At 59.5% G+C, this 25,023-nt stretch carries 21 protein-coding genes; 5 read left to right on the top strand and 16 right to left on the bottom strand.

The window, feature by feature from the left end; all coding sequences use genetic code 11:
* Positions 1-28 precede the first annotated feature (28 nt).
* The 14 genes from rfbA to mtnA all read right to left on the bottom strand — a co-directional run bounded on the left by rfbA (position 29) and on the right by mtnA (position 16,707).
* The gene (rfbA, locus tag Q1W70_RS17940) at positions 29-907 is read right to left on the bottom strand and encodes a glucose-1-phosphate thymidylyltransferase RfbA (RefSeq protein WP_159997350.1); all 879 of its coding nucleotides are present in this window, start codon (positions 905-907) and stop codon (positions 29-31) included.
* Positions 904-1,797 (bottom strand): dTDP-4-dehydrorhamnose reductase, encoded by an 894-nt coding sequence (gene rfbD / locus Q1W70_RS17935; RefSeq protein ID WP_166591372.1) that lies wholly within the window; start codon positions 1,795-1,797, stop codon positions 904-906. Before rfbD ends, rfbA begins: the two co-directional genes overlap by 4 nt.
* The gene (gene rfbB, locus Q1W70_RS17930; protein WP_182341624.1) at positions 1,794-2,870 is read right to left on the bottom strand and encodes a dTDP-glucose 4,6-dehydratase; all 1,077 of its coding nucleotides are present in this window, start codon (positions 2,868-2,870) and stop codon (positions 1,794-1,796) included. The genes rfbD and rfbB overlap by 4 nt, the downstream gene beginning before the upstream one ends.
* A gap of 211 nt (positions 2,871-3,081) precedes the next feature.
* Entirely contained in the window at positions 3,082-3,324 is a 243-nt protein-coding gene (locus Q1W70_RS17925; protein ID WP_166591370.1) for a lipopolysaccharide assembly protein LapA domain-containing protein, read from the bottom strand.
* A gap of 27 nt (positions 3,325-3,351) precedes the next feature.
* Complete coding sequence (ihfB, locus tag Q1W70_RS17920; protein WP_003369729.1) at positions 3,352-3,648, bottom strand: integration host factor subunit beta; 297 nt, start codon at positions 3,646-3,648, stop codon at positions 3,352-3,354.
* 169 nt (positions 3,649-3,817) lie between these two features.
* Positions 3,818-4,099, bottom strand: coding sequence for a hypothetical protein (locus Q1W70_RS17915; protein ID WP_166591369.1), 282 nt, complete (start codon positions 4,097-4,099; stop codon positions 3,818-3,820).
* A 209-nt stretch (positions 4,100-4,308) separates the two neighbouring features.
* A complete protein-coding gene (rpsA, locus tag Q1W70_RS17910; RefSeq protein WP_014337228.1) occupies positions 4,309-6,003 on the bottom strand; it encodes a 30S ribosomal protein S1 in 1,695 nt (564 codons plus the stop codon).
* A gap of 119 nt (positions 6,004-6,122) precedes the next feature.
* Positions 6,123-6,812: a (d)CMP kinase gene (gene cmk, locus Q1W70_RS17905; protein WP_095168025.1), complete on the bottom strand. Its 690-nt coding sequence runs from the start codon at positions 6,810-6,812 to the stop codon at positions 6,123-6,125.
* Entirely contained in the window at positions 6,809-9,016 is a 2,208-nt protein-coding gene (locus tag Q1W70_RS17900; RefSeq protein WP_302098900.1) for a bifunctional prephenate dehydrogenase/3-phosphoshikimate 1-carboxyvinyltransferase, read from the bottom strand. The genes cmk and Q1W70_RS17900 overlap by 4 nt, the downstream gene beginning before the upstream one ends.
* 28 nt (positions 9,017-9,044) lie before the next feature.
* Entirely contained in the window at positions 9,045-10,157 is a 1,113-nt protein-coding gene (gene hisC / locus Q1W70_RS17895; protein ID WP_166591367.1) for a histidinol-phosphate transaminase, read from the bottom strand.
* A gap of 11 nt (positions 10,158-10,168) precedes the next feature.
* Positions 10,169-11,263, bottom strand: coding sequence for a prephenate dehydratase (gene pheA / locus Q1W70_RS17890; protein WP_017129662.1), 1,095 nt, complete (start codon positions 11,261-11,263; stop codon positions 10,169-10,171).
* Complete coding sequence (serC, locus tag Q1W70_RS17885) at positions 11,263-12,348, bottom strand: 3-phosphoserine/phosphohydroxythreonine transaminase (protein WP_166591366.1); 1,086 nt, start codon at positions 12,346-12,348, stop codon at positions 11,263-11,265. The genes pheA and serC overlap by 1 nt, the downstream gene beginning before the upstream one ends.
* A gap of 247 nt (positions 12,349-12,595) precedes the next feature.
* Positions 12,596-15,250 (bottom strand): DNA gyrase subunit A, encoded by a 2,655-nt coding sequence (gyrA, locus tag Q1W70_RS17880; RefSeq protein ID WP_166591365.1) that lies wholly within the window; start codon positions 15,248-15,250, stop codon positions 12,596-12,598.
* Positions 15,251-15,630: 380 nt separating this feature from the next.
* A complete protein-coding gene (gene mtnA, locus Q1W70_RS17875) occupies positions 15,631-16,707 on the bottom strand; it encodes an S-methyl-5-thioribose-1-phosphate isomerase (RefSeq protein ID WP_166591364.1) in 1,077 nt (358 codons plus the stop codon).
* A gap of 108 nt (positions 16,708-16,815) precedes the next feature.
* Between mtnA and Q1W70_RS17870 the strand changes: the two genes are divergently transcribed.
* The 5 genes from Q1W70_RS17870 (at position 16,816) to Q1W70_RS17850 (ending at position 21,597) form a co-directional block, all read left to right on the top strand.
* Complete coding sequence (locus Q1W70_RS17870) at positions 16,816-18,147, top strand: TRZ/ATZ family hydrolase (RefSeq protein WP_166591363.1); 1,332 nt, start codon at positions 16,816-16,818, stop codon at positions 18,145-18,147.
* A 63-nt stretch (positions 18,148-18,210) separates the two neighbouring features.
* Entirely contained in the window at positions 18,211-18,909 is a 699-nt protein-coding gene (gene ubiG, locus Q1W70_RS17865; protein WP_166591362.1) for a bifunctional 2-polyprenyl-6-hydroxyphenol methylase/3-demethylubiquinol 3-O-methyltransferase UbiG, read from the top strand.
* 4 nt (positions 18,910-18,913) lie between these two features.
* The gene (gene mupP / locus Q1W70_RS17860) at positions 18,914-19,585 is read left to right on the top strand and encodes an N-acetylmuramic acid 6-phosphate phosphatase MupP (protein ID WP_166591361.1); all 672 of its coding nucleotides are present in this window, start codon (positions 18,914-18,916) and stop codon (positions 19,583-19,585) included.
* Between the two features lie 95 nt (positions 19,586-19,680).
* A complete protein-coding gene (locus tag Q1W70_RS17855; protein WP_166591360.1) occupies positions 19,681-20,421 on the top strand; it encodes a YciK family oxidoreductase in 741 nt (246 codons plus the stop codon).
* 249 nt (positions 20,422-20,670) lie between these two features.
* Positions 20,671-21,597 carry a GGDEF domain-containing protein gene (locus tag Q1W70_RS17850; RefSeq protein ID WP_166591359.1) on the top strand — a complete coding sequence of 309 codons (927 nt, stop codon included), beginning with the start codon at positions 20,671-20,673 and terminating at the stop codon, positions 21,595-21,597.
* A gap of 90 nt (positions 21,598-21,687) precedes the next feature.
* On the opposite strand, the gene Q1W70_RS17845 is transcribed toward Q1W70_RS17850, so the two are convergent.
* The gene (locus tag Q1W70_RS17845) at positions 21,688-22,449 is read right to left on the bottom strand and encodes an iron-containing redox enzyme family protein (RefSeq protein WP_218585212.1); all 762 of its coding nucleotides are present in this window, start codon (positions 22,447-22,449) and stop codon (positions 21,688-21,690) included.
* Positions 22,450-22,528: 79 nt separating this feature from the next.
* Positions 22,529-24,988: an EAL domain-containing protein gene (locus Q1W70_RS17840; protein WP_166591357.1), complete on the bottom strand. Its 2,460-nt coding sequence runs from the start codon at positions 24,986-24,988 to the stop codon at positions 22,529-22,531.
* Positions 24,989-25,023: the final 35 nt, after the last annotated feature.

Here is a 25,023-nt window from a genome sequence, read left to right as displayed (position 1 = left end):
AAAGGACGCTCACAGGTCAGTAAAAACACTAGTCCAGCAGCCTCTGCAGATACTGACCATAGCCAGTCTTCTTGAGACGCTGTGCCTGAGCACTCAATTGCTCTGGGGTGATCCAGCCATTGTTGTAAGCGATCTCCTCCAGACAAGCTACTTTCAGTCCCTGACGCTGTTCGATCGTGCGCACGAAGTGACTGGCTTCCAGTAAAGACTCGTGCGTGCCGGTGTCGAGCCAGGCGAAACCGCGACCGAGCATTTCGACGTTCAGGGTATTCTGCTCAAGATAGGCGCGAGTTACATCCGTGATTTCCAGCTCGCCCCGCTCGGAGGGCTTGATGCCCTTGGCAATCTCGACCACCTGGTTATCGTAAAAATATAACCCTGTAACCGCGTAGTTTGATTTGGGCTTGAGCGGTTTTTCCTCAATGCTAAGCGCTCGCCCCGATGCGTCAAACTCAACTACACCAAAACGCTCCGGATCGGAAACGTGATAACCAAAAACCGTAGCACCGTGTTGCTGGGCGCTCGCCGCGCGCAGATTATCGGAAAAGTGCTGACCGTAAAAAATGTTGTCACCCAGGATCAGACAGCATGGGTCGTTGCCGATAAACTCTTCGCCAATAATGAATGCCTGGGCAAGGCCATCCGGGCTCGGCTGTTCGGCATAGCTTAGCTTGATGCCATAAAGACTACCGTCACCAAGAAGCTTACGAAAACTCGGCAGGTCTTCAGGCGTGGAAATGATCAGAACTTCACGCATACCCGCAAGCATCAACACCGATAGCGGGTAGAAGATCATCGGCTTGTCATAGATCGGCAGCATCTGCTTGGACACGCCAAGCGTCAACGGGTGAAGTCGAGTGCCTGAGCCGCCTGCGAGGATGATGCCTTTGCGATTTGTCGTGGTCATTTATTCAGGACTTCCCTAAGCATTCGGGTTACACCAGTTTGCCAATCCGGTAAGCACAGAGAAAAACTGTCGCGCAGCTTTTGCGTATTCAGACGCGAATTCAGCGGGCGGCGTGCAGGTGTTGGATAGGCCGTGGTATCGATCGGATTGACTGCCGTCACTGCCAGTTGTTCACCCTGGCTGCGGGCGAAATCGATCACATGACTAGCATAGCCGTGCCAGGACACTTCACCACCAGCAGCCAAGTGATAAAGGCCCGCAAGCTCGGGGTTGTGCATGACTTTCTGAACAGCCAGCGCGGTGATGTCTGCGATAAGCTCTGCCCCCGTAGGAGCCCCAATCTGATCAGCGATGATGCTCAAGGTCTCGCGCTCCTTGGCCAGTCGCAGCATCGTCTTGGCGAAGTTATTGCCGCGAGCCCCATAGACCCAACTGGTGCGAAAGATCAGGTACTTGCATCCGGACTCAATAATCGCCTGCTCACCGAGCAATTTACTGGCGCCGTAGTGATTGACGGGGGCGACCGCATCCACCTCCGTCCATGGAGCCAGGCCCTGCCCACTGAAGACGTAGTCGGTCGAGTAGTGAATAAGCCAGGCATCGAGAGCTTTGGCCTCCACCGCCATGACCTGACTCGCCTGACCATTCACACGATCAGCCAGTTCGGTCTCGGATTCGGCCTTATCAACAGCTGTATAAGCAGCAGCGTTGACAATGACGTTGGGCTTGACCCGGCGGATTGTCGCGCGCAAGGCCTCGAGGTCGGACAGGTCGCCGCTCAAGCCATCGGAGGCATGACGATCCAGCGCAATCAACTCGCCAAGGGGTGCAAGAGAGCGCTGCAGTTCCCAGCCTACCTGGCCGTTTTTTCCCAGCAGGAGGATTTTCATTCCTTGCTCGACCGATCCGCGTAGTTCTGGTCGATCCACTGCTGGTAGCTGCCGCTCTTAACGTGATCCACCCACTCAGAGTGGGTTAGATACCATTCGACGGTCTTGCGGATGCCGGTTTCGAAAGACTCTTGCGGAGTCCAACCCAGCTCACGCTGGATCTTGCTGGCATCGATTGCATAGCGTTGATCGTGGCCCGGGCGATCCTGAACGTAAGTGATCAGACTGGCGTGCGGACAATGAGGAGATCCCGGGCGCATCTCATCGAGCAGTGCGCACAGGGTACGCACGACCTCGATGTTCTGCTTTTCGTTATGGCCGCCGATGTTGTATGTCTCGCCAACGACACCTTCGGTCACGACTTTATACAGTGCCCGCGCATGATCCTCGACATAGAGCCAGTCACGCACCTGATTACCTTTGCCATACACCGGCAATGCCTTCCCTTCCAGCGCATTGAGAATGATCAGCGGAATCAGTTTCTCGGGAAAGTGGCACGGCCCGTAGTTGTTCGAACAGTTAGTGACCAGGGTTGGCAGACCGTAGGTACGCGCCCAGGCACGAACCAGGTGGTCAGAGCTGGCCTTGCTGGCCGAGTACGGCGAGCTTGGCTGATAGGGCGTGGTTTCGGTGAAGAGGTCTTGCGGACCTTCAAGGTCGCCGTAAACTTCGTCAGTCGAAATATGGTGAAATCGGAAACGGGCCTTGCGCGCATCGTCCTGCGCTGACCAGTAATGACGCGCGGCTTCGAGCAGCGTGTAGGTGCCAATAATATTGGTCTGGATAAACTCGGACGGGCCGCTGATCGAGCGATCGACGTGAGACTCCGCGGCCAGGTGCATGATGGCATCTGGTTGCTGTTCACGCAGGACACGGTCGATCTGCTCGCGATCACAAATATCGACGCGCTCGAACATGTAACGGGCGTTTTGGCTGACTTCAGCCAGAGACTCAAGATTGCCCGCATACGTTAGCTTGTCGACATTAACGACCGCGTCATTCGTATTGGAAATGATATGGCGAATGACCGCCGAACCGATAAATCCTGCACCGCCGGTTACTAGAATTTTCACGCGAAAGCATACCCTTGAGTTGCAGACAGCATCGCCAACCGGACCGCCGTCTAATCCATGAATGCACCAGTCGTTTTATGCCGGGCTCAGTCCGAACGACGTGAAACCCAATCATTTGTGGACTATTGCTGCAATTTATCGATCAATCACGGCTTACTAATGGATATGGACAACCTGCAGCCAAAGCCAGAGGTATGCCAAAGGTGCTCCGCTAGGACAGCACTCGCTTTCGCGCCCCCTTGGAAACTCGGCCCAGGAACCACCCCAATAAAGGCCCTATCACCATCCCCACCAGAAGCGTAAGCACCACAACCAGCGACAGTGGAATTTGCGGCCCCGCCCAGCCCAGAAACAGCAAAGACACCGACTGCTGATTCTCTAGCACAAACAGCAGTATCGCCAGCGCCAGCAGCAGGACAAAAACGCCAAGCAGTACACGCTTCACGCTACGCATAAGAGATTCCTTGAGTTGCGCAGACTGTCAAAGCCCCTCCTCCTCATCTTCATTCACCCGATCCCGAAGCTCTTTGCCCGGTTTGAAATGGGGAACAAATTTTCCATCCAGGCTAACCGATTGCCCGGTCTTCGGGTTGCGGCCTACACGAGGCGCGCGGTAGTGCAGGGAGAAGCTGCCAAAGCCACGGATCTCGATGCGATCACCAGTTGCCAGGCATTGGGACATTTGTTCAAGCATAGTCTTGATGGCCAACTCTACATCCTTGGATGAAAGCAGCCCTTGATGGGTGACAATTCGTTCGATCAACTCCGACTTCGTCATATTTTTCCCTTCTTTTTCAAGCAGCTAGATCAGCGCTCCAAAGGTTTTAGCATGCCGGAAGGAATTTGAACAGCCCATGCATTGACTTATCTGCACGACCACGACCTCACCGCTCAATCGAGTTTTTCAGGCATCAAACCGAGACTCACCATACAAATTCACCACTCGATCACCTACAAATGACCAGCATGGTGCGCGTAAGGTATCCCGCCGGATTCCAACCAAATGGATAGTCCTGATCCTCCTCCTTGACATCACTGGACCTGGCAACGACCTTGTACCCCTGCGCTTTGCACTCCTTGTCCGCTCGCTTGTAGCACCTATCCCAATCCGACCCGAGCCCCGAACAATCGATCTCGATACCGCTCACACCCCGCACCGCATGGGTCTTCACATTAGTGGTACAGCCCGCCAGAGCCAGCACAACAAGCACGACGAAGAACCTGTTCATTCGCTTCCTTAGGTTGGACGATCTGCCCGACCGCTGTTTGCTTCAGGCTAAGCCTAGCCCAAATAGTGAAATGCTCCGCACAAAGAACCAGACAGCACTGACCGGGGTTCGTTTCATGGATAACCGCCACACCACTCAAGCGCCGCAAACTCAAATTCCAGGCACAAAAAAGGGCGACCGAAGTCGCCCTTTTTATGGTCTGACAGAACTTAGTTCTGTTTTTCCATCTGTGCACGCAACAGGTCGCCCAGAGTGGTAGGACCAGCAGCAATGTCAGAGGTAGCTGGCTTGTCGCGCAGGCTCTGGATTGCTTCTTTCTCTTCAGCATCGTCTTTCGACTTGATGGAGAGCTGGATTACGCGGCTCTTGCGGTCAACGCTGATGATCTTGGCTTCTACTTCTTCGCCTTCTTTCAGAACGTTACGCGCGTCTTCAACGCGGTCACGGCTGATTTCGGAGGCTTTCAGAGTCGCTTCGATGTCGTCAGCCAAAGTGATGATGGCGCCTTTAGCGTCAACTTCTTTCACGATGCCTTTAACGATTGCGCCTTTGTCGTTCTCTTGAACGTACTCGGAGAACGGATCGCTTTCCAGTTGCTTGATACCCAGGGAGATACGCTCGCGCTCTGGGTCAACCGACAGGATAACGGTGTCCAGCTCGTCGCCCTTCTTGAAGCGGCGAACGGCTTCTTCGCCCACTTCGTTCCAGGAGATGTCGGACAGGTGAACCAGGCCGTCGATGCCGCCGTCCAGACCAATGAAGATACCGAAATCGGTGATCGACTTGATGGTGCCGGAGATTTTATCGCCCTTGTTGAACTGGCCAGAGAAATCTTCCCATGGGTTAGATTTGCACTGCTTGATGCCCAGGGAGATACGACGACGCTCTTCGTCGATGTCCAGAACCATAACTTCCACTTCGTCGCCGACTTGTACGACTTTCGAAGGGTGGATGTTCTTGTTGGTCCAGTCCATTTCGGAAACGTGTACCAGACCTTCAACGCCTTCTTCCAGCTCAGCGAAGCAGCCGTAGTCGGTCAGGTTGGTTACACGTGCGGTAACGCGAGTGCTTTCTGGGTAACGGGCTTTGATAGCAACCCATGGATCTTCGCCCAGTTGCTTCAGGCCCAGGGAAACACGATTGCGCTCGCGATCGTACTTCAGAACCTTGACATCGATCTCGTCGCCAACGTTGACGATTTCCGAAGGATGCTTGATACGCTTCCAAGCCATGTCGGTAATGTGCAGCAGGCCATCGACGCCACCCAGATCGACGAATGCGCCGTAATCGGTGAGGTTTTTGACGATACCTTTGACTTGTTGGCCTTCCTGCAGGGATTCCAGCAGAGCTTCACGCTCAGCGGAGTTCTCGGCTTCGAGGACGCTACGACGGGAAACGACAACGTTGTTGCGTTTCTGGTCAAGCTTGATGACCTTGAATTCCAGCTCTTTGCCTTCCAGGTGCGTGGTGTCGCGCACAGGACGGACGTCAACCAGAGAACCTGGCAGGAACGCACGGATGCCGTTAACGTCGACAGTGAAGCCGCCTTTAACCTTACCGTTGATAACGCCCTTGACCACTTCTTCGGCTGCGAAGGCTGCTTCCAGAACAATCCAGCATTCAGCGCGCTTGGCTTTTTCACGGGACAGCTTGGTTTCGCCAAAGCCGTCTTCAACCGAGTCCAGAGCAACGTGAACTTCGTCACCGACGTTGATGTTCAGTTCGCCAGCGTCGTTGTAGAACTGCTCAAGCGGGATGAGTGCTTCAGACTTCAGGCCAGCGTGAACGGTTACCCAGCGAGCTTGGTAATCGATATCAACGATAACACCGGTGATGATGGAGCCTGCCTGAAGGTTCAGGGTTTTTAGGCTTTCTTCAAAGAGTTCCGCAAAGCTTTCGCTCATTTTAATTCCTGTTGATAAGGGCGAAGAATACGCCCATCTCCACACCCCAGACGGTGTGGGTTAGTTTCAATTAAAAGAAGCACCACAGGACTATGACTGGTCCCCTGCGGCCTTCTTGGTCACCCGGCGATATCGCGTAGGGCGATTTCGCTCATGATGCGTTCCAGCACCTGATCGATGGACAACTCCGTGGAATCCAGCTGAATCGCGTCGACCGCCGGCTTGAGCGGGGCTACCGCTCGCTGGGTGTCGCGCTCATCGCGCACACGGATCTCATCTAGCAGACTCGACAGACTAACATCCTCGCCCTTGCCCTTCAACTGCAAATATCGGCGGCGCGCCCGTTCCTCGGCGCTGGCGGTCAGAAAAATCTTCAAGGGTGCATCGGGAAAGACCACCGTGCCCATGTCACGACCGTCAGCCACCAGCCCCGGGGCTTCCTGGAAAGCCCGCTGGCGCTGCAGCAGCGCCTCACGCACAGCCGGCAGCGCGGCTACCTGGGAGGCGCCGGCGCCGGCAACTTCGGTGCGGATCGCGTCGCTGACCTCATCCCCTTCGAGGATGATGCGCTGCAGCTGACCGTCGGTCGCCGCGATGAACTGCACATCCAGATGAGCGGCAAGTTTCTTCAGCAATTCCTCGTTGGTCAGGTCGACCCCGTGGTTGCGCGCAGCGAACGCCAGCAGACGGTACAGCGCCCCGGAATCCAGCAGATTCCAGTTCAGGCGCCTGGCGAGCATGCCGGCAATAGTGCCTTTACCCGAACCGCTTGGCCCGTCGATGGTGATAACTGGAGCAATGTTGTTCACGACTGAGCCTCTTGGGCAACGCGGATACCGACCTGCGCGCACAACGCGAGGAAATTCGGGAAGGAGGTAGCGACGTTGGCGCAATCATGGATGCGGATCGGCGCATTGGCGCGCAGCGACGCAACACTGAAGGCCATCGCAATCCGGTGATCGCCATGACCGTGGACTTCGCCACCACCGATCTGGCCGCCATCAATGATAATGCCATCCGGCGTCGGCTCGCACTTGACGCCCAGCGCCAACAGACCGTCGGCCATGACCTGGATGCGGTCCGACTCCTTGACCCGCAGCTCTTCGGCACCCCGCAGGATCGTCCGGCCTTGCGCACAAGCTGCCGCCACGAACAGCACCGGGAATTCGTCGATGGCCAGCGGCACCAGCTCCTCGGGAATCTCGATGCCCTTGAGTTGAGCTGCGCGCACACGCAGGTCAGCCACCGGCTCGCCGCCAACTTCGCGCTGATTCTCCAGGGTAATGTCGGCACCCATGAGACGCAGGATATCGATCACCCCGGTACGGGTTGGGTTGATACCAACATGCTCCAGCACCAGCTCGGAGCCTTCGGCAATCGAAGTGGCGACCAGGAAGAACGCCGACGAAGAGATATCGCCCGGCACTTCGATGTGGGTGGCAGTCAGCTTGTGGCCGGACTCGACCGAGGCCGTTGCACCCTCGACAGTCACCGGATAGCCGAAGCCGCGCAGCATGCGCTCGGTATGGTCACGGGTGGGTGCAGGCTCGGTGACCGTGGTCTGGCCTTCGGCGTACAGACCGGCCAACAGCAGGCAGGACTTAACCTGGGCGCTGGCCATCGGCATGGTATAGGTCAGGCCCTTGAGGGCATGACCACCACGAATGATCATCGGCGGACGACCTTCAGCGGCGGTCTCGATCACCGCGCCCATTTCCCGCAGCGGATTGGCCACGCGATTCATCGGACGCTTGGACAACGAGGCGTCGCCCGTCAGGGTGCTATCGAAGTTCTGCGCAGCCAGAAGGCCAGACAGCAGACGCATCGAAGTGCCGGAGTTGCCCAGATAGATCGGGCCAGGAGCCGGCTTCAAGCCATGCAGGCCCACACCATGAATGGTCACACGACCATGGTGCGGCCCTTCGATGACCACCCCCATGTCGCGGAAGGCCTGCAAGGTCGCCAGGGCATCTTCGCCCTCGAGGAAGCCTTCGACTTCGGTCACACCCTCAGCCAGGGAGCCGAGCATGATCGAACGGTGGGAAATCGATTTATCGCCCGGTACACGAATCCGCCCAGTCAGGCGGCCACCAGGTTGTGCCAGGAAAATCAGGTCGTTGGAGTTCATAGCGTCCACATAGGCCCGGCGGGCCAGGATTTTACTGAAATGCTCGCGGGCAACCCGGGCGCGAGTGAACACGCCCAACAATTGGTGCCCGTCCCCTGCATCGACCGCGTCGCGCAAGGCGTCGAGGTCGCTGCGAAATGTATCGAGTGTGCGCAACACCGCTTCCCGGTTAGCGAGAAAGATGTCGTGCCACATCACCGGGTCGCTACCGGCGATTCTTGTGAAATCGCGGAAACCGCCCGCAGCGTAACGGAAGATCTCAAGATTTTCATTGCGCTTGGCCAACGAATCGACCAAACCGAACGCCAGCAGGTGCGGCAGATGACTGGTGGCGGCCAGCACTTCATCGTGGCGATCGACCTGCATATGCTCGACATCGGCGCCCAATTCGCGCCAGAGCGCATCAACTATCGCCAGCGCAGCCGGATCAGTTTGCTCAAGCGGCGTGAGGATCACCTTGTGCCGGCGGAACAACTGGGCATTGGAGGCCTCTACCCCGCTCTGCTCGGAACCGGCAATCGGGTGCCCCGGCACGAAGCGTGGCGGCATGCCGCCGAACGCCTGGGTTGCCGCCCGCACCACATTGCCCTTGGCACTGCCAACGTCCGTCAGGATCGCTGCGCCCAGGTCCATGCCCGCGAGCAGCGCCAGGAGCTTCTCCATGGCCAGGATCGGCACCGCCAACTGAATGACATCCGCCCCCACACAGGCGGCCGCCAGGTCATCCTCACAACGGTCGACCACGCCCAGCTCTACGGCAAGCTGGCGTGATTGCGGATCGAGATCGACACCCACCACTTCGCGGCAAATGCCACTTTCGCGCAAGCCCTTGGCAAACGAACCGCCGATCAGCCCCAGGCCGACCACCACCAGGCGACCGATCACCGGCGCAGCAGGCTGCACGGCACTGACATCAACCACGGGTCAGGACCTTGCTCAGCGCCTCTAGGAAACGGCTGTTTTCTGCCGGCAGGCCGACGGTGATGCGCAGGTGGTTCGGCATGCCGTAGTTGGCCACCGGACGCACAATCACACCTTCACGCAGCAAGCCCTGGAAGATCGGCGCAGCACTGCGCCCCAGATCAACACAGATAAAGTTGCCCCGGGACGGGATCCAGCCCAGCCCCAACTCACGGAACCCGGCTTCCAACTGCTGCATGCCCGCTTCATTCAGGCGTCGGCTTTCAGCCAGGTACTCATCGTCTTGCAACGCGGCACAGGCGGCAGCCAGTGCCAGGCTGTTGACGTTGAAGGGCTGGCGTACGCGATTGAGCACGTCAGCCACTACCGCCGTCGACAAGCCATAACCCACGCGCAACGCCGCCAGGCCATAGGCCTTGGAGAAGGTGCGCGATACCAGCAGGTTCGGATACGCGGCAAGAAAATCCAGGCCGTCGGGCAGGTCACTGCCTTCGGCGTACTCGATGTACGCCTCGTCCAGCACCACCAGCACCGACGCAGGCACATCCTGCAGGAACTCATCCAGCGCCTCGGCACTGAACCAGGTTCCGGTCGGATTGTTCGGGTTGGCAATGAACACCACACGGGTGTTGGCATCGATCGCCGCCAGCATGGCCGGCAGGTCGTGCCCCCAATCCCGGGCCGGGATCACCCGCGCGTCAGCACCAATGGCCTGGGTGACAATCGGATAGACCGCAAAGGCGTGCTCACTGAACACCGCGTTCAAGCCGGGCGCCAGATAGGCACGCGCTACCAGCTCGAGAATGTCGTTGGAACCGTTGCCCAATGTCACCTGGTTCAGCTCGACGCGGCACTGCTCTGCCAGCAGCGTCTTGAGCGCAAAGCCATTGCCATCCGGATACCGGGTCAGCTCGGCCAGCGCTTCACGAATCGCCGCCAAAGCCTTGGGGCTGGCACCCAGCGGGTTTTCGTTGCTGGCCAGCTTGACGATGCGAGCCGGATCGATGTCCAGCTCGCGAGCCAGTTCGTCCACGGGCTTGCCCGGAACGTAAGGCGAAAGTTGTTGCACGCCCGGCTGTGCCAGAGCGAGGAAGTCGCCACTCATTGTTAACGCCCTTAGAGAACTGCTTTGGGGTAGGAACCCAACACTTTAAGTGCCACTGCTTCCTGACTGATTTTCTCCAGCACACCCTTGACCAGCGGATCGCGGTGGTGGCCGACGAAATCGATGAAGAACACGTAGGTCCACTTGCCACTGCGCGACGGACGCGTCTCGATGCGCGTCAGGTCAATGCCGTTGTCGTGGAAAGGCACCAGCAACTCGTGCAGCGCACCCGGCTTGTTGCTCATCGAGACAATGATCGAGGTCTTGTCGTCGCCGGTCGGCGGCACTTCCTGGCTACCGATCATCAGGAAGCGCGTGGAGTTGTCCGGACGGTCTTCGATTTTCTCGGCCAGGCGAGTCAGGCCGTACAGGCCCGCCGCCATGTCGCCAGCGATTGCCGCCGAATTCCACTCACCCTTGACCCGCTTGGCTGCCTCGGCGTTGCTGGAGACCGCCACGCGCTCGACATTCGGGTAATGCGCGTCCAGCCACTTGCGGCACTGGGCCAGGGACTGGGCGTGGGAGTAGATACGGCTGATGCTGTCAGTCTTGGTGTTTTCACCCACCAGCAAGTGGTGGTGAATCCGCAACTCGACTTCGCCGCAGATGACCATGTCGTGCTCGAGGAAGCTGTCGAGGGTGTGGTTGACGGCGCCTTCTGTGGAGTTTTCCACAGGCACCACGCCAAAATTCACCGCGCCGGCAGCCACTTCCCGGAACACTTCGTCGATCGCCGCCATCGGCTTGCTGATCACCGCATGACCGAAGTGCTTCATGGCGGCCGCCTGGGTGAAGGTACCTTCAGGGCCCAGGTAAGCCACTTTCAGCGGCTGCTCGAGCGCCAGGCACGAGGACATGATTTCACGGAACAACCGCGCCATCTCTTCGTTGCCCAGCGGCCCCTGATTACGCTCCATCACGCGCTTGAGCACCTGAGCTTCACGCTCAGGACGATAGAACACCGGCACTTCGCCTTCGGCCAGCGAGGCCATCTTTACTCGCGCGACTTCCTGGGCGCAGCGGGCACGCTCACTGATCAACTCCAGGACCTTCTCGTCCAGCGAATCAATGCGCAGGCGCAGTGCCTTGAGTTCTTGCTCAGACATTAGCCGTGTTCCTTCTCGAACTCTGCCATGTACGAAACCAGTGCGTTGACCGCAACGATGTCGACGGCGTTATAGATGGAGGCGCGCATACCGCCCACGGAACGGTGCCCCTTGAGGTTCAGCAGGCCCCGCTCGTCGGCACCGGCCAAAAATGGCTTGTCCAGACGATCGTCAGCCAGACGGAACGGCACGTTCATCCACGAGCGATCGGTCTTGTTGATCGGGTTGCTGTACAGGCCGCTGGCATCGATGAAGTCATACAGGGTGCGCTGCTTGACTTCGTTGAGCTTGCCGATGGCTTCCACGCCACCTTGATCCTTCAGCCACTCGAACACCAGGCCGGACAGGTACCAGGCCAGGGTCGGCGGGGTGTTGTACATCGAGCCATTGTCGGCGGCGACCTTGTAGTCGAGCATGGTCGGGCACAACGCGCGGGCACGGCCCAGCAGGTCTTCACGCACGATATTGACCACGATACCGCTCGGGCCGATGTTTTTCTGGGCGCCGGCGTAGATCATGCCAAAACGCGAAACATCGATCGGGCGCGACAGAATGTCCGAAGACATGTCGGCAACCAGCGGCACATCACCAGTTTCCGGCACCCAGCCAAACTCCAGGCCGCCGATGGTTTCATTCGGTGCGTAGTGCACGTAGGCGGCGTCTTGCGACAACTGCCACTCGTTCTGCCCGGGAATTGCAAAATAGTCGTAGGGCTTGGCGGTCGCGGCAACATTGACGTGGCCGTAACGGGAAGCTTCTTCGATGGCTTTCTGCGACCAGATACCGGTGTCGATATAGTCGGCGGTGCCGTTTTCCGGCAGCAGGTTCAGCGGAATCTGAGCAAATTGCTGGCTGGCGCCACCTTGCAGAAACAACACTTTGTAGTTCGAAGGGATATTCAGCAGATCACGCAGATCCTGCTCGGCCTTGGTGGCAATGGACACGAACTCATCACTGCGATGGCTCATTTCCATGACGGAGAGGCCCTTGCCGTGCCAATCCAGGAGTTCACCCTGGGCACGTTGCAGGACAGCTTCGGGAAGTGCCGCCGGACCGGCACAGAAGTTATAGGCTCTCTTGCTCACATCCAATCTCGCTCTGATTTGGTGGTATCACACATTTATAGGGGGCGATCGCCACTCACATGGCTGAGCAGCGATCAACTGTAGGAGCGAGCTTGCTCGCGAAAAACCTGAGGACGCCGCGTTTAATCAGGAAACCCGCATCATCGTTAACGTCCATCGCGAGCGAGCTCGCTCCTACAGGGTCATCAATTTTCCATAGGGACAAACAACAAGGGGGCGAATTTTCATCCGCCCCCTGTTTGTCCGCTTACTCTTGCGGTTCTTCGTCAGCGGCGGCATCGAGTTGCTGATCGTCAACCACGTCGTCGATCACGACTTCGCCGTCGAACACCACACCCTCTTCGCCTTCCAGCTCTTCACCTTCGACTTCCGACGGCTCCTGGACCCGCTCCAGACCCACCAGCGTTTCGTCGCTGGCCAGCTTGATCAGGGTCACGCCCTGGGTATTACGACCCAGGCTCGAGACTTCGTCGACACGGGTACGCACCAGAGTGCCCTGGTCGGAAATCAGCATGATCTCCTCACCGTCGAGCACCTGCACGGCACCCACCAGGCGGCCGTTGCGGTCGTTGCTGACCATGGCGATCACACCCTGGCCGCCACGCTTGTACTCCGGGAACTCGCCGATGGCAGTACGCTTGCCGTAACCACGCGCCGAAGCGGTAAGGATCTGGCTGCCTTCTTCCGGGATCAGCATGGAAATCAGCTTCTGCCCTTCCGGCAGGCGCATACCACGCACACCGCGCGCGGTACGGCCCATGGCACGGACGTCGGACTCTTTGAAGCGAGTGACCTTGCCGCCGTCAGAGAACAGCATGACTTCACGCTCGCCATCGGTGATGGCTGCGGAAATCAGCACGTCGCCTTCGTCCAGCTCCAACGCGATCAGGCCGACACTGCGTTGACGGCTGAAGGATTCCAGCGGGGTCTTCTTCACGGTGCCTTTGGCGGTTGCCATGAAGATGAAGTGACCTTCGGTGTATTCCTCGACCGGCAACATGGTGGTGATGTACTCATCACTGTCCAGCGGCAGCAGGTTGACCAGCGGACGCCCACGGGCAGCGCGGGAGGCTTCCGGAATTTCGTAGGTTTTCAGCCAGTACACCTTGCCCTTGCTGGAGAACAGCAGCAGCGTGGTGTGGCTGTTGGCAACCAGCAGGTGAGCGATGTAGTCCTCATCCTTGACGCCAGTCGCCGACTTGCCTTTACCGCCACGACGCTGGGCCTGGTACGCAGCCAATGGCTGGGTCTTGGCGTAGCCACCGTGGGAAATGGTCACGACGCGCTCTTCTTCCGGGATCATGTCACCCAGGGTCAAGTCGAGACGGGCATCGAGGATTTCGGTGCGGCGCACATCGCCGTATTCGGCGCGGATCACTTCCAGTTCTTCGCGGATCACTTCCATCAGGCGCGTGGCGCTGTTGAGGATGCGGATCAGCTCGCCGATCTGGTTGAGGATCTCTTGATACTCGGCCAGCAGCTTTTCGTGCTCCAGGCCAGTCAGGCGGTGCAGGCGCAGCTCCAGAATGGCTTGCGCCTGTTCCGGCGACAGGAAGTACTTGCCATCGCGCAGGCCGTATTGCGGGTCCAGGGTCTCTGGACGGCAAGAATCGGCGCCAGCGCGCTCGACCATCGCCACCACGGCAGAGGATTCCCAGGCCGTGCTGATCAGCGCTTCCTTGGCTTCCGACGGCGTTGGCGATGCCTTGATCAGGGCGATGACCGGGTCGATGTTCGACAGGGCAACCGCCTGGCCTTCCAGGATGTGGCCACGCTCGCGGGCTTTACGCAGCTCGAACACGGTACGGCGGGTCACGACTTCGCGACGGTGACGCACGAAGGCTTCCAGCAGGTCCTTGAGGTTGAGGATCCGTGGACGGCCATCAATCAGCGCGACGATGTTGATACCGAACACTGCCTGCAACTGGGTCTGGGCGTAGAGGTTGTTGAGAATCACCTCTGGCACTTCGCCGCGACGCAACTCGATCACAACGCGCATACCGTCCTTGTCGGACTCGTCGCGCAGCTCGGTGATGCCTTCCAGCTTCTTCTCTTTGACCAGCTCGGCGATCTTCTCGATCAGACGCGCCTTGTTCAACTGGTAAGGCAATTCGGTGATGACGATCTGCTGGCGACCACCGACCTTGTCGATGTCTTCGATCGTCGAGCGGGCACGCATGTAAATGCGCCCGCGACCGGTACGGTAGGCTTCGATGATGCCGGCGCGACCGTTGATGATCGCAGCGGTCGGGAAGTCCGGACCCGGGATGTATTGCATCAGCTCGTCGACAGTCAGCTCGGGATTGTCGATGAGCGCCAGGCAACCGTCGATGACTTCACCGAGGTTGTGCGGCGGAATGTTGGTCGCCATGCCCACGGCGATACCGCTGGAGCCGTTGACCAGCAGGTTGGGAATACGGGTCGGCATGACCGCCGGGATCATTTCGGTGCCGTCGTAGTTCGGCACCCAGTCCACGGTTTCCTTGTGCAGGTCAGCCAGCAGTTCGTGCGCCAGCTTGGTCATGCGCACTTCGGTGTATCGCATCGCGGCGGCGTTGTCGCCGTCGACCGAACCGAAGTTGCCCTGGCCGTCGACCAGCAGGTAACGCAGCGAGAATGGCTGCGCCATCCGAACGATGGTGTCGTACACCGCGGTATCACCGTGAGGGTGATACTTACCGATCACGTCACCGACAACACGGGCAGATTTCTTGTACGGCTTGTTGAAGTCGTTACCCAGCTCGCTCATTGCGAACAGCACACGCCGATGCACGGGCTTCAAGCCATCGCGCGCATCAGGCAGTGCCCGCCCGACAATTACGCTCATTGCGTAGTCGAGGTAGGACTGCTTCAGCTCGTCTTCGATATTGACCGGGAGGATTTCTTTGGCCAGTTCGCCCATGAGAAGCCTGATTCCTTTTTCTGGTGAAACTTCGTCACATCCAGATGGGACGAACGAAGCTCGCCGCTGCAGGCTGAGTGCCATGCACCGACTTACGACAAATCAACGAGTTATGCCATGGATCTGCGCAGTAAAGGTTACCCCGTGGGGCGACCTTGGAAACCGCCGGATGTTATCACAAGAGCCGCCACGCACCTATCCCCCTGATGCGCATGGAGCATAGTTAGTTGACCGATGACAGGCTTGAAGAGGACGAGAGAAGCTTAGAGGCTTATCGAATGCTGATTCGAGGCTCGATTAAGGCTGGTTTGTGGGTTTACGCGCAAAACCCGTGGGCGCGAGCCTGCTTGCGACAGCAACCGCCCAGACACCCGACCCCATCAATGCAGGCGCTTGCGGCACATCAATTGCGCCATCTTCGCGGTATCCGGCCGCTCGACCAGGCCTTTTTCGGTGATGATGGCATCGATCAGGTCCGCCGGCGTGACGTCGAACACCGGGTTGAAGGCCTCGACCCCCTCACCGATCCGACGGCCACCCACCTCGAGCAACTCACTGACATCGCGCTCTTCAAGGACGATGTCCTCGCCGCTGGCCAGGTTCATGTCGATGGTCGAACTCGACGCCACCACCATGAAGCGCACGCCGTGGTGCATGGCATTGACCGCCAATTGATAGGTGCCGATCTGGCTGGCCACATCGCCATTGGCGGCAATCCGGTCAGCGCCGACGACCACCCAGGTAATCCCCTTGGTCTTCATGACATGGGCGGCGGCGGCATCGGCATTGACGGTCACCGGAATGCCTTCGTTGGCCAGTTCCCAGGCAGTCAGGCGCGAGCCTTGCAGCCAGGGCCGGGTTTCGTCGGCGTAGACCCGCTCGACCATACCCTCCAGGAACGCCCCGCGAATGACCCCAAGCGCCGTGCCGAAACCACCCGTGGCCAGCGCACCGGCATTGCCATGGGTGAGGATGGTCTGCGCATTGCCCTGATGCTTGCGAATCAGGTCGACGCCCAACTGGGCAATGGTCAGGTTGGCTTCACGATCACTTTCATGGATCGCCAGGGCTTCGGCCTCGAGCACGGCCAAGGGGTTGGCGTGAGTCTTGAGTCGCACCAGGCGTTCGCGCATGCGCCCCAAGGCCCAGGACAGATTGGCGGCGGTCGGACGGGATTCGGCCAATAGGGCAAAATCCTCTTCCAGCGCCGCCTGCCAGTCGCCACCTGCGGCAAACCGGGCATGCGCGGCCAGCACCAAGCCATAGGCGGCGCTGATGCCGATTGCCGGAGCGCCGCGCACCACCATGGCACGAATGGCCTCGGCCACCTGAGCCGCAGTGGTATGGGCAATCCAGCGTTCCTCGAACGGCAGCAGGCGCTGATCCAGCAGGTACAGGGCGCCGTCTCGCCAATCGATGGCCTTCACCTTCTCAGCAGCCAACAGTCGATCGCGCATCCCTCACCCCGTACTCATGAACAAAAGCCGTCGATTATAGCGATCCCCCCGCGAAGACGCTCGGGTATACTTCGCCATCCTTTACAAAAGCACTGGACCGAATCCTCGATGCCGAACCCTGTTGCCGCGCTCGACCTCCTCTTGCTGCCGACCTGGCTGGTGCCTGTCGAGCCGGCGGGCGTGGTGCTCAAAGAGCATGGCCTGGGGATCCGCGACGGCCGAATTGCCTTCATCGGTCCACGCAGCGCTGCACTCAAACTCGTCGCCCACGAGGTCCGGGAGTTGCCAGGCATGCTCCTCAGCCCCGGGCTGATCAACGCCCACGGGCATGCAGCAATGACCCTGTTCCGCGGCCTGGCCGATGACTTGCCACTGATGACCTGGCTCGAACAGCACATCTGGCCGGCCGAGGCCAAGTGGGTCGATGAAGCCTTCGTGCGCGACGGCACCGACCTGGCCATCGCCGAGCAGATCAAAGGTGGCATCACCTGTTTCTCGGACATGTACTTCTTCCCCAAAGTTGCCAGTGAGCGCGTACATAACAGCGGCATACGGGCACAGATCGCGATTCCGATCCTCGACTTCCCGATTCCCGGCGCCAGCAGTGCCGACGAGGCGATCCGCCAGGGCATCGAACTGTTCGGCGACCTCAAGCACCATCCACGGCTCAAAATCGCCTTCGGCCCCCATGCACCCTACACCGTTGGCGACGAAACCCTGGAGAAAGTCCGGGTGATCGCCGAGGAACTGGACGCCGCCATCCACATGCACGTTCACGAAACCGCGATCGAGGTGCAGCAGGCACTGGAAAAACACGGCGAACGGCCATTGGCCCGCCTGGCACGCCTGGGCCTGCTGGGGCCACGCTTCCAGGCGGTGCACATGACCCAGATCAGCGAAGACGACCTGGCATTGCTGGTAGAAAGCAACAGCAGCGTGATTCACTGCCCGGAATCGAACCTGAAACTGGCCAGCGGCTTCTGCCCGGTGGAGCGCTTGTGGCAAGCCGGAGTCAATGTGGCGGTCGGCACCGATGGCGCCGCCAGCAACAATGACCTGGACCTGCTGGGCGAAACCCGCACCGCCGCCCTGCTGGCCAAGGCCGTTGCCGGTTCCGCCAGCGCCCTGGACGCCCATCGCGCCTTGCGCATGGCGACCCTCAATGGCGCTCGCGCCCTGGGTCTGGAGCAGCAGATTGGCTCGCTGGAAGTCGGCAAGTTTGCCGACCTGGTGGCCTTCGACCTGTCCGGCCTGGCCCAGCAACCGGTCTACGATCCCGTATCGCAACTGATCTACGCCACCGGCCGGGACTGCGTGAAACACCTTTGGGTCGGCGGCAAGCAATTGCTCGACGACCGGCGCCTGACGCGCCTCGATGAACAACAGCTATGCGCCACGGCCAACGCCTGGGGCCAACGCATCAGCGGCCACACCGAATAGAACGAACCCTTGAGCTGAACCTCAAGGCTGACAGCAGAATATTTCAGATTCAGAGGATTACCCATGAGCAACGTCGACCACGCTGAAATCGCCAAATTCGAGGCCCTGGCCCATCGCTGGTGGGACCGCGAAAGCGAGTTCAAACCCCTCCACGACATCAACCCACTGCGGGTCAACTGGATTGACGAGCGCGTCAAACTGGCGGGCAAGAATGTCCTGGACGTCGGCTGCGGCGGCGGCATCCTCAGCGAATCCATGGCACAGCGCGGCGCCACCGTGATGGGTATCGACATGGGGGAAGCGCCCCTGGCGGTCGCGCAGCTGCATCAACTGGAGTCGGGCGTGAGCGTGGAATATCGGCAGATCACCGCCGAAGCCCTGGCGGAAGAAATGCCCGAGCAGTTCGACGTGGTCACCTGCCTGGAAATGCTTGAGCACGTGCCCGACCCTTCTTCGGTGATCCGCGCCTGCTTCCGCATGGTCAAGCCTGGCGGCCAAGTGTTCTTCTCCACCATCAACCGCAACCCGAAGGCCTACCTGTTCGCCATCGTCGGCGCGGAATACATCATGAAGCTGCTGCCGCGCGGCACCCACGACTTCAAGAAATTCATCCGCCCTTCCGAACTGGGCGCCTGGAGCCGTGCGGCCGGCCTGACCGTCAAGGACATCATCGGCCTGACCTACAACCCGCTGACCAAGCACTACAAGCTGGCCGCCGACGTTGACGTCAACTACATGATCCAGACCCTGCGCGAGGAGTAAGCCCATGGCCATCAGAGCAGTTCTCTTCGACATGGACGGCACCCTGCTCGACACCGCGCCGGACTTCATCGCCATCTGCCAGGGCATGCTGGCCGAGCGCGGGCTGCCGGCGATCCCGGACAAACGCATCCGCGACGAGATTTCCGGCGGGGCCAAGGCCATGGTCGCCGCGACCTTCATGCTGGACCCGCAGGCGCCAGGCTTCGAGGCGCTGCGCCTGGAGTTCCTCGAGCGCTACCTCAAGGGCTGCGCGGTCCACAGCGCACTGTTCGATGGCATGGCCGAACTGCTGGCCGACATCGAGAACGCCAATCTGATCTGGGGCGTGGTGACCAACAAGCCACTGCGCTTTGCCGAACCGATCATGCAACAACTGGGGCTGGCCGAGCGCTCGGCGCTGCTGATCTGCCCCGATCACGTGAAGAACAGCAAGCCAGACCCGGAACCGCTGATCCTGGCGTGCAAGATGCTCGACCTCGACCCGGCCAGCGTCCTGTTCGTCGGCGACGACCTGCGCGACATCGAGTCCGGACGCGATGCCGGCACCCGCACCGCTGCAGTGACCTACGGCTACATTCACCCTGACGACAACCCGCGGCACTGGGGGGCGGACGTGGTGGTGGATCATCCGCTGGAGTTACGCAAGGTGCTCGATAGCGCGTTGTGCAGTTGCTAAGCAGGGATCCAAGGGAGCGCGCCTGCTGGCGATAGCCGCACCGGCGCCCCCACCGGGGTTGCGCCTGATCTGAAGAATTTTTGTAGAGGTTTTTTATGTTTGATTACTCCGCTCGCCCTGAATTGCTCAAGGACCGGGTCATCCTGGTCACCGGTGCCGGCCGCGGGATCGGCGCAGCCGCCGCGAAAACCTACGCCGCTCACGGCGCCACCGTGCTGCTGCTGGGCAAGACCGAAGCCAACCTGACCCAGGTCTACGACGAAATCGAAGCGGCGGGCCACCCACAACCGGCAGTGATCCCGTTCAACCTGGAAACCGCCCTGCCGCACCAGTACGACGAGCTGGCGGCGATGATCGAGACTGAGTTTGGCCACCTTGACGGCCTGCTGCACAACGCTTCGATCATTGGTCCACGCACGCCGATCGAGCAACTGTCCGGCGAAAACTTCATGCGCGTCATGCAAGTCAACGTCAACGCCATGTTCATGCTCACCAGCACCCTGCTGCCCCTGCTCAAGCTGTCCCAGGACGCCTCGGTGATCTTCACCTCCAGCAGCGTGGGTCGTAAGGGCCGTGCCTACTGGGGCGCGTATGGCGTCTCGAAGTTCGCCACCGAAGGCCTGATGCAGACCCTTGCCGATGAAGTCGACACCGTCGCACCGGTCCGCGCCAACAGCATCAACCCGGGCGCCACCCGCACCAGCATGCGCGCCCAGGCCTACCCCGGGGAAAACCCGAACAACAACCCGACCCCGGAAGAGATCATGCCGGTCTACCTGTACCTGATGGGGCCGGACAGCAGCGGCATCAACGGCCAGGCGTTCGACGCCCAGTAAGCTGGCGCCGCAGCCCGCCGCGACGGCTTCCCGTCGCGGCGGGAGCAAGCCGATGCCACTATTCTGCTATGCTGAGTCAAACAACCGTCGCATTGCTCGCAGGCATCCCCCTCGGGGCGACTCAAGCATTTGATTGCAATCGGTTTTTCCTGAAAATGAACCGATGGCACGCATTTCGCTCTAAATCTGCATCAAACACGCTGTTACCCAGCCTGTCAGACAGCATTCCTGCTTGGGGGCGCACGCCATATGAAATCTCCGACCCAGACCCACGCAATTGATTTTGATAGCGCCAAATTGCAACGCCTGGGTTTTGGCCAGATCCCACCCCTTGTGGAACGCCCTGCGAGCCTGAGCCAGTTGCGCCAGCAAATGGGCCTGCAATTGCAAACCAGCCTGGAGCCGCAGCGCATCCTCGGCCTGTTTTTTCGCGAAGTTCAGCGCCTCGTTCCCCTGGACGCCCTGCACTATCGGCATGAACCCAGCGAGTTGCGCCTTGAGCTCGGCCAGCGCGGCCATCACTCGGTGAGCTACAGCCTCAGCCATCAGGGCGAACACTTGGGTGAACTGGTGTTCCGGCGCAATCAACGCTTCAGCGAACAGGAACAGGCCAACCTCGAAGCCCTGCTGGTGCCCTTGCTGTTCCCGATGCGCAACGCCCTGCTGTATCGCGCGGCGACGCAAAGCGCGCTGCGAGACCCCCTGACCGGCACCGGCAATCGCATTGCCATGGATCAGACCCTGGAACGGGAAATCCACATGGCCCGGCGTCACCAGCAGCCCTTGTCCCTGCTGATGCTGGATATCGACCACTTCAAGCGCGTCAATGACAGCCATGGCCACGCGGCGGGCGACCAGATCCTCAAGGCCGTCGCCACGTCGATCAAGAACCAGCTGCGCAACGTCGACATGGTCTTTCGTTTCGGTGGCGAGGAGTTTTTGATCCTGCTGTCCAATACCAGCCGCGAAGCCGCAGCCATGGTCGGCGAACGCCTGCGCTACAGCTCACAGATGGCGGATTACCAGGTAGAGGGCAAGCAGATCGAACTGACCGTCAGCCTCGGCTGCTCGACCCTGCTCCCCGCAGAGTCGGCTGACAGTCTGCTGCGCCGCGCTGACAGCGCCCTGTACGTGGCCAAGCGCGAGGGGCGCAACCGCCTGGCGATGGCGGGATAGTCCCCCGTCACCCTGCTTGAGAATGTCGGGGGGGGGGGGTCGCTGCGCAACCCAACGCAGCCTTCGGCAGTTGCTACAGAGGCCGCGCCGTCAGCCTTCGGCCATCGCCATGCGCCCACGAACTACGCTGGGCGTGTGGACGAACTCCAGTTGCAGGCACCGCTCCAGGAACAGGTACATGTAGTCGTAGCTTTTGCACACGGCTTGGCGCAGTTCTTCCTGCAGCGCCTTGCTGGGGTTATGGCCGGCAAGCGTGCAGATGATCTCCAGCGCCTCCCATGGATGAGCATCATCGTACTGCGCGTGCATCTTCAGCCACTTCATGGCGCGCTTGCGCTCCTCATCGGCAAATGAGGCCGCATAGATCCCGTTGGAACAGACCAGCGCCGACCACTCCCCTGTCGCCCCCTCGATCGCATAGTTGGTGGCGGCGATGGCGACGATCAACGAGTCGGACGAACTGGTATGCCAACACCAATGACTCAGCGCATGCAGCTCCGCAGGCACCTGTTGCGCCTGCAAATCCTCCAGGCTGACGCCATGGGCACGACTCCAGTGCAGCCAATAGTCGGCATGGTTGAGCTCAACCCGAATATTGCGCATCAACCAGCGGCGCGCCATGTCCTCGCCCGGGTGCCGGGCAAAGCGGGTCTTGGTCAGGTTCTGCGCCATATACAGTGCAAACTGTTCCACCACCGGCCAGCCACCAATCAAGTATTGGCGCATGGTCCGGGCGCTGAGTTGGTTGTCGCGCATGCGGTGGTAAAGTTCATGCTCGACCACCCGGCGCTTACTCTCGCTGCACGCCTGAATCAATTGCTGAGCCCAGGCGGGATAACTAGCAGCTTCCATGAGCGGGCCGGTCCTGTTGAATGTATCGATCACTGTCGCACTCCTTTTGATTGTGATGGTTACAGATCGACAGACAACTTCAACGGAACGTACCGGGCGCCTTGAACAACAATGGCCGAGGTCGACTCGGCCGACAGAGCAGGCTGTCTGTGGTAAACAATTGCGGTCGTTCAATGTTGTAACCCTGAGCATAATCCACACCGATCTCCAGCAAGGCCTGCTCGATCTGCGGGGTTTCAACAAACTCGGCAATCGTGCGCTTACCCATGACATGACCAATGTGGTTGATCACTTCGACCATTGCGCGGTTAATCGGGTCGTCCAGCATATCCCTGACGAAACTTCCGTCGATCTTCAGAAAGTCTACAGGTAAGTGTTTCAGATACGCGAACGATGACATTCCGGCACAAAAATCATCAAGGGAAAAGTAGCAACCCAAACCCTTGAGTTCATTAATAAATTTAATTGCGCTGGCTAAATTTGAAATAGCACTGGTTTCAGTAATTTCAAAACAAATCATTTCAGGCGGAATACGATGAATTACAAACTGCTGACGCAAGAAGATTAAAAAATCATCATCACCAATAGTAATACCTGACAGATTAATCGCACACATCGCCATCGGCGCTTCATGTTGTTGGGCTATACACTGGGCAATTATCTTGAATACATTCTCCACCACCCAGCGATCCAGGGAAGTCATCAAGCCATAACGCTCGGCGGCGGGAATGAACGAGTTGGGCAATATCATTCGCCCGGCTTCGTCATGCAGGCGCAACAGAATTTCGACATGCCCACCGCCTGTCTCGACGTGCCCCAAGGTGGCGATTTCCTGGGCGTACAAACAGAAGCGATTTTCTTCAAGGGCCATGTGCAAACGCTGCACCCAGGCCATTTCGCCAAACCGCAGCGACAACTCCGAATCGTCTACGTGGTACAGCTGCACGCGGTTACGGCCCTTCTCCTTGGCCATGTAGCACGCCATGTCCGCGGCCCGCAACAGGGATTCCAGGGTCGTTGGATTCTGCGCGACGTGCACCACACCGATACTGACAGTGGTCACGAATGGCCGGCCTTTCCAGACAAAATGCAGGTTTTGCACAGTCTGGCGCAGGATTTCGGCGATTCTCTCCGAAGACTCCGGCGAGCAGTTCTCCAGGAGAATGCCGAACTCGTCGCCCCCCAGCCGAGCCAGGGTGTCACCCTCGCGCAATCCCGACTGCAGCAAGGCACAGATGTGTCGCAACAACTCATCGCCGGCAGCATGGCCACAGGTGTCATTGACCAGCTTGAATTGATCAAGGTCGAGGAACATCAGGGCATGTCGCCCCGGTTGGCGTGTCAGGTTAAGCAGCGCCTGCTCCAGGCGAAACTCGAATTCGCGGCGGTTGGCCAGGCCGGTCAAGGCATCGTGGGTCGCCTGCCAGGAAAGGTTGGCGATGTATTGCCGCTCCTGGGTCATGTCATGCAACACCAACACCGTGCCACTGACCTTGCCGGCCGTGTGAATCGGCGACCCGACCAGGGTCACCGACACCGTACTGCCGTCCAGACGCTGGATCAGCATGGCGTGTTCGCTGCTGCCACTGAGCTGACCGCTGAGAATGTGCTCAATCAGGCTGAACCCATCGGCCTGGGCGTTTTCATCCAGCAGATTGAACAACGCCGCCAGCGGCAGGCCGACGGCCTGTGCGGCCTTCCAGTGGGTCAGCGCTTCAGCCGCCGGGTTCATGTAGGCGATGGCGCCCTCCACATCGGTGGTGATCACGCCGTCGCCAATGGACTGCAAGGTAATTTGCGCGCGCTCTTTTTCCAGTTGCAGGGCATCGGCAAACGCGTGGCGCTGGGCCAGCAGTTTGTGGGTCCGCAGCAAGGCCAGGGCAATCAGGCCGAGTGCAGTCGCCAGGTTGGTGAACAGCAGCCACCGCAGAATCACCCGCGAGCCCTCGCCCAGTGCATCGCTGAAGGCCTTGGCGGCGGGAGTTACACCTTCATTGATGGCAAATATCCGCGCCTTCCAACGCGCCATGTCCGCGTCGGTGGCCTGGTTGTGGATGATGCGCTCATGCATCTCCCGGGCGACTTCGTCCAGTTGGACCAGATACGCATCACCCTCGATCCAACGATCGATAGCGATTTCCAGATAGCTGAAATGGCGAAAATTCAAGTACAGCCAGATCAGGCTCGGCACATCGTCGGGGTGATTGCCCCCCTTGATAATGCCTCGTCGGGCCGCTTCACGGTCCGGCGGCTCGCTGTCCAGCGCAACCCGCAGCTCATGGCCACCTTCTGGCACCGCCATGGCCTGCTGGTATTTTCCAAAGATCGACTCGTCGCGGCTGTCCGCGTACAGATTGAGGTAGTAGATCGCGTCTTTCTGGCTCTTGGACCACAGGCTCTCGCCAGCCACATAGCCGCGAACCGCTGACAGCGTGTAGAGGCTGACACCACCGAGCAGGGCCTGAAATAGCACGACGGCAATAAACGGCCAGACGATGCCCAGCAACCGAGGTGTCCCGAGAGTCCTTTTTTGCTTCATGAGGTCCCTTGCGTTAGCACTGCTTGATCGTCGTC

The sequence above is a fragment of the Pseudomonas kielensis genome (assembly GCF_030505375.1).
Taxonomy (GTDB): domain Bacteria; phylum Pseudomonadota; class Gammaproteobacteria; order Pseudomonadales; family Pseudomonadaceae; genus Aquipseudomonas; species Aquipseudomonas kielensis.
The sequence above is the reverse complement of the archived record's forward strand: the minus strand, read 5'-3'. Positions and strand labels throughout refer to the sequence as shown.

Excerpts from the sequence above, each read along its gene's own strand:
- rfbA (WP_159997350.1), bottom strand. The coding sequence starts at position 907 with ATGACCACGACAAATCGCAAAGGCATCATCCTCGCAGGCGGCTCAGGC.
- rfbD (WP_166591372.1), bottom strand. The coding sequence starts at position 1,797 with ATGAAAATCCTCCTGCTGGGAAAAAACGGCCAGGTAGGCTGGGAACTG.
- Q1W70_RS17925 (WP_166591370.1), bottom strand. The coding sequence starts at position 3,324 with ATGCGTAGCGTGAAGCGTGTACTGCTTGGCGTTTTTGTCCTGCTGCTG.
- ihfB (WP_003369729.1), bottom strand. The coding sequence starts at position 3,648 with ATGACGAAGTCGGAGTTGATCGAACGAATTGTCACCCATCAAGGGCTG.
- Q1W70_RS17915 (WP_166591369.1), bottom strand. The coding sequence starts at position 4,099 with ATGAACAGGTTCTTCGTCGTGCTTGTTGTGCTGGCTCTGGCGGGCTGT.
- rpsA (WP_014337228.1), bottom strand. The coding sequence starts at position 6,003 with ATGAGCGAAAGCTTTGCGGAACTCTTTGAAGAAAGCCTAAAAACCCTG.
- hisC (WP_166591367.1), bottom strand. The coding sequence starts at position 10,157 with ATGAGTGGCGACTTCCTCGCTCTGGCACAGCCGGGCGTGCAACAACTT.
- pheA (WP_017129662.1), bottom strand. The coding sequence starts at position 11,263 with ATGTCTGAGCAAGAACTCAAGGCACTGCGCCTGCGCATTGATTCGCTG.
- gyrA (WP_166591365.1), bottom strand. The coding sequence starts at position 15,250 with ATGGGCGAACTGGCCAAAGAAATCCTCCCGGTCAATATCGAAGACGAG.
- mtnA (WP_166591364.1), bottom strand. The coding sequence starts at position 16,707 with ATGCGCGATCGACTGTTGGCTGCTGAGAAGGTGAAGGCCATCGATTGG.
- Q1W70_RS17870 (WP_166591363.1), top strand. The coding sequence starts at position 16,816 with ATGCCGAACCCTGTTGCCGCGCTCGACCTCCTCTTGCTGCCGACCTGG.
- ubiG (WP_166591362.1), top strand. The coding sequence starts at position 18,211 with ATGAGCAACGTCGACCACGCTGAAATCGCCAAATTCGAGGCCCTGGCC.
- mupP (WP_166591361.1), top strand. The coding sequence starts at position 18,914 with ATGGCCATCAGAGCAGTTCTCTTCGACATGGACGGCACCCTGCTCGAC.
- Q1W70_RS17855 (WP_166591360.1), top strand. The coding sequence starts at position 19,681 with ATGTTTGATTACTCCGCTCGCCCTGAATTGCTCAAGGACCGGGTCATC.
- Q1W70_RS17850 (WP_166591359.1), top strand. The coding sequence starts at position 20,671 with ATGAAATCTCCGACCCAGACCCACGCAATTGATTTTGATAGCGCCAAA.
- Q1W70_RS17845 (WP_218585212.1), bottom strand. The coding sequence starts at position 22,449 with ATGGAAGCTGCTAGTTATCCCGCCTGGGCTCAGCAATTGATTCAGGCG.
- Q1W70_RS17840 (WP_166591357.1), bottom strand. The coding sequence starts at position 24,988 with ATGAAGCAAAAAAGGACTCTCGGGACACCTCGGTTGCTGGGCATCGTC.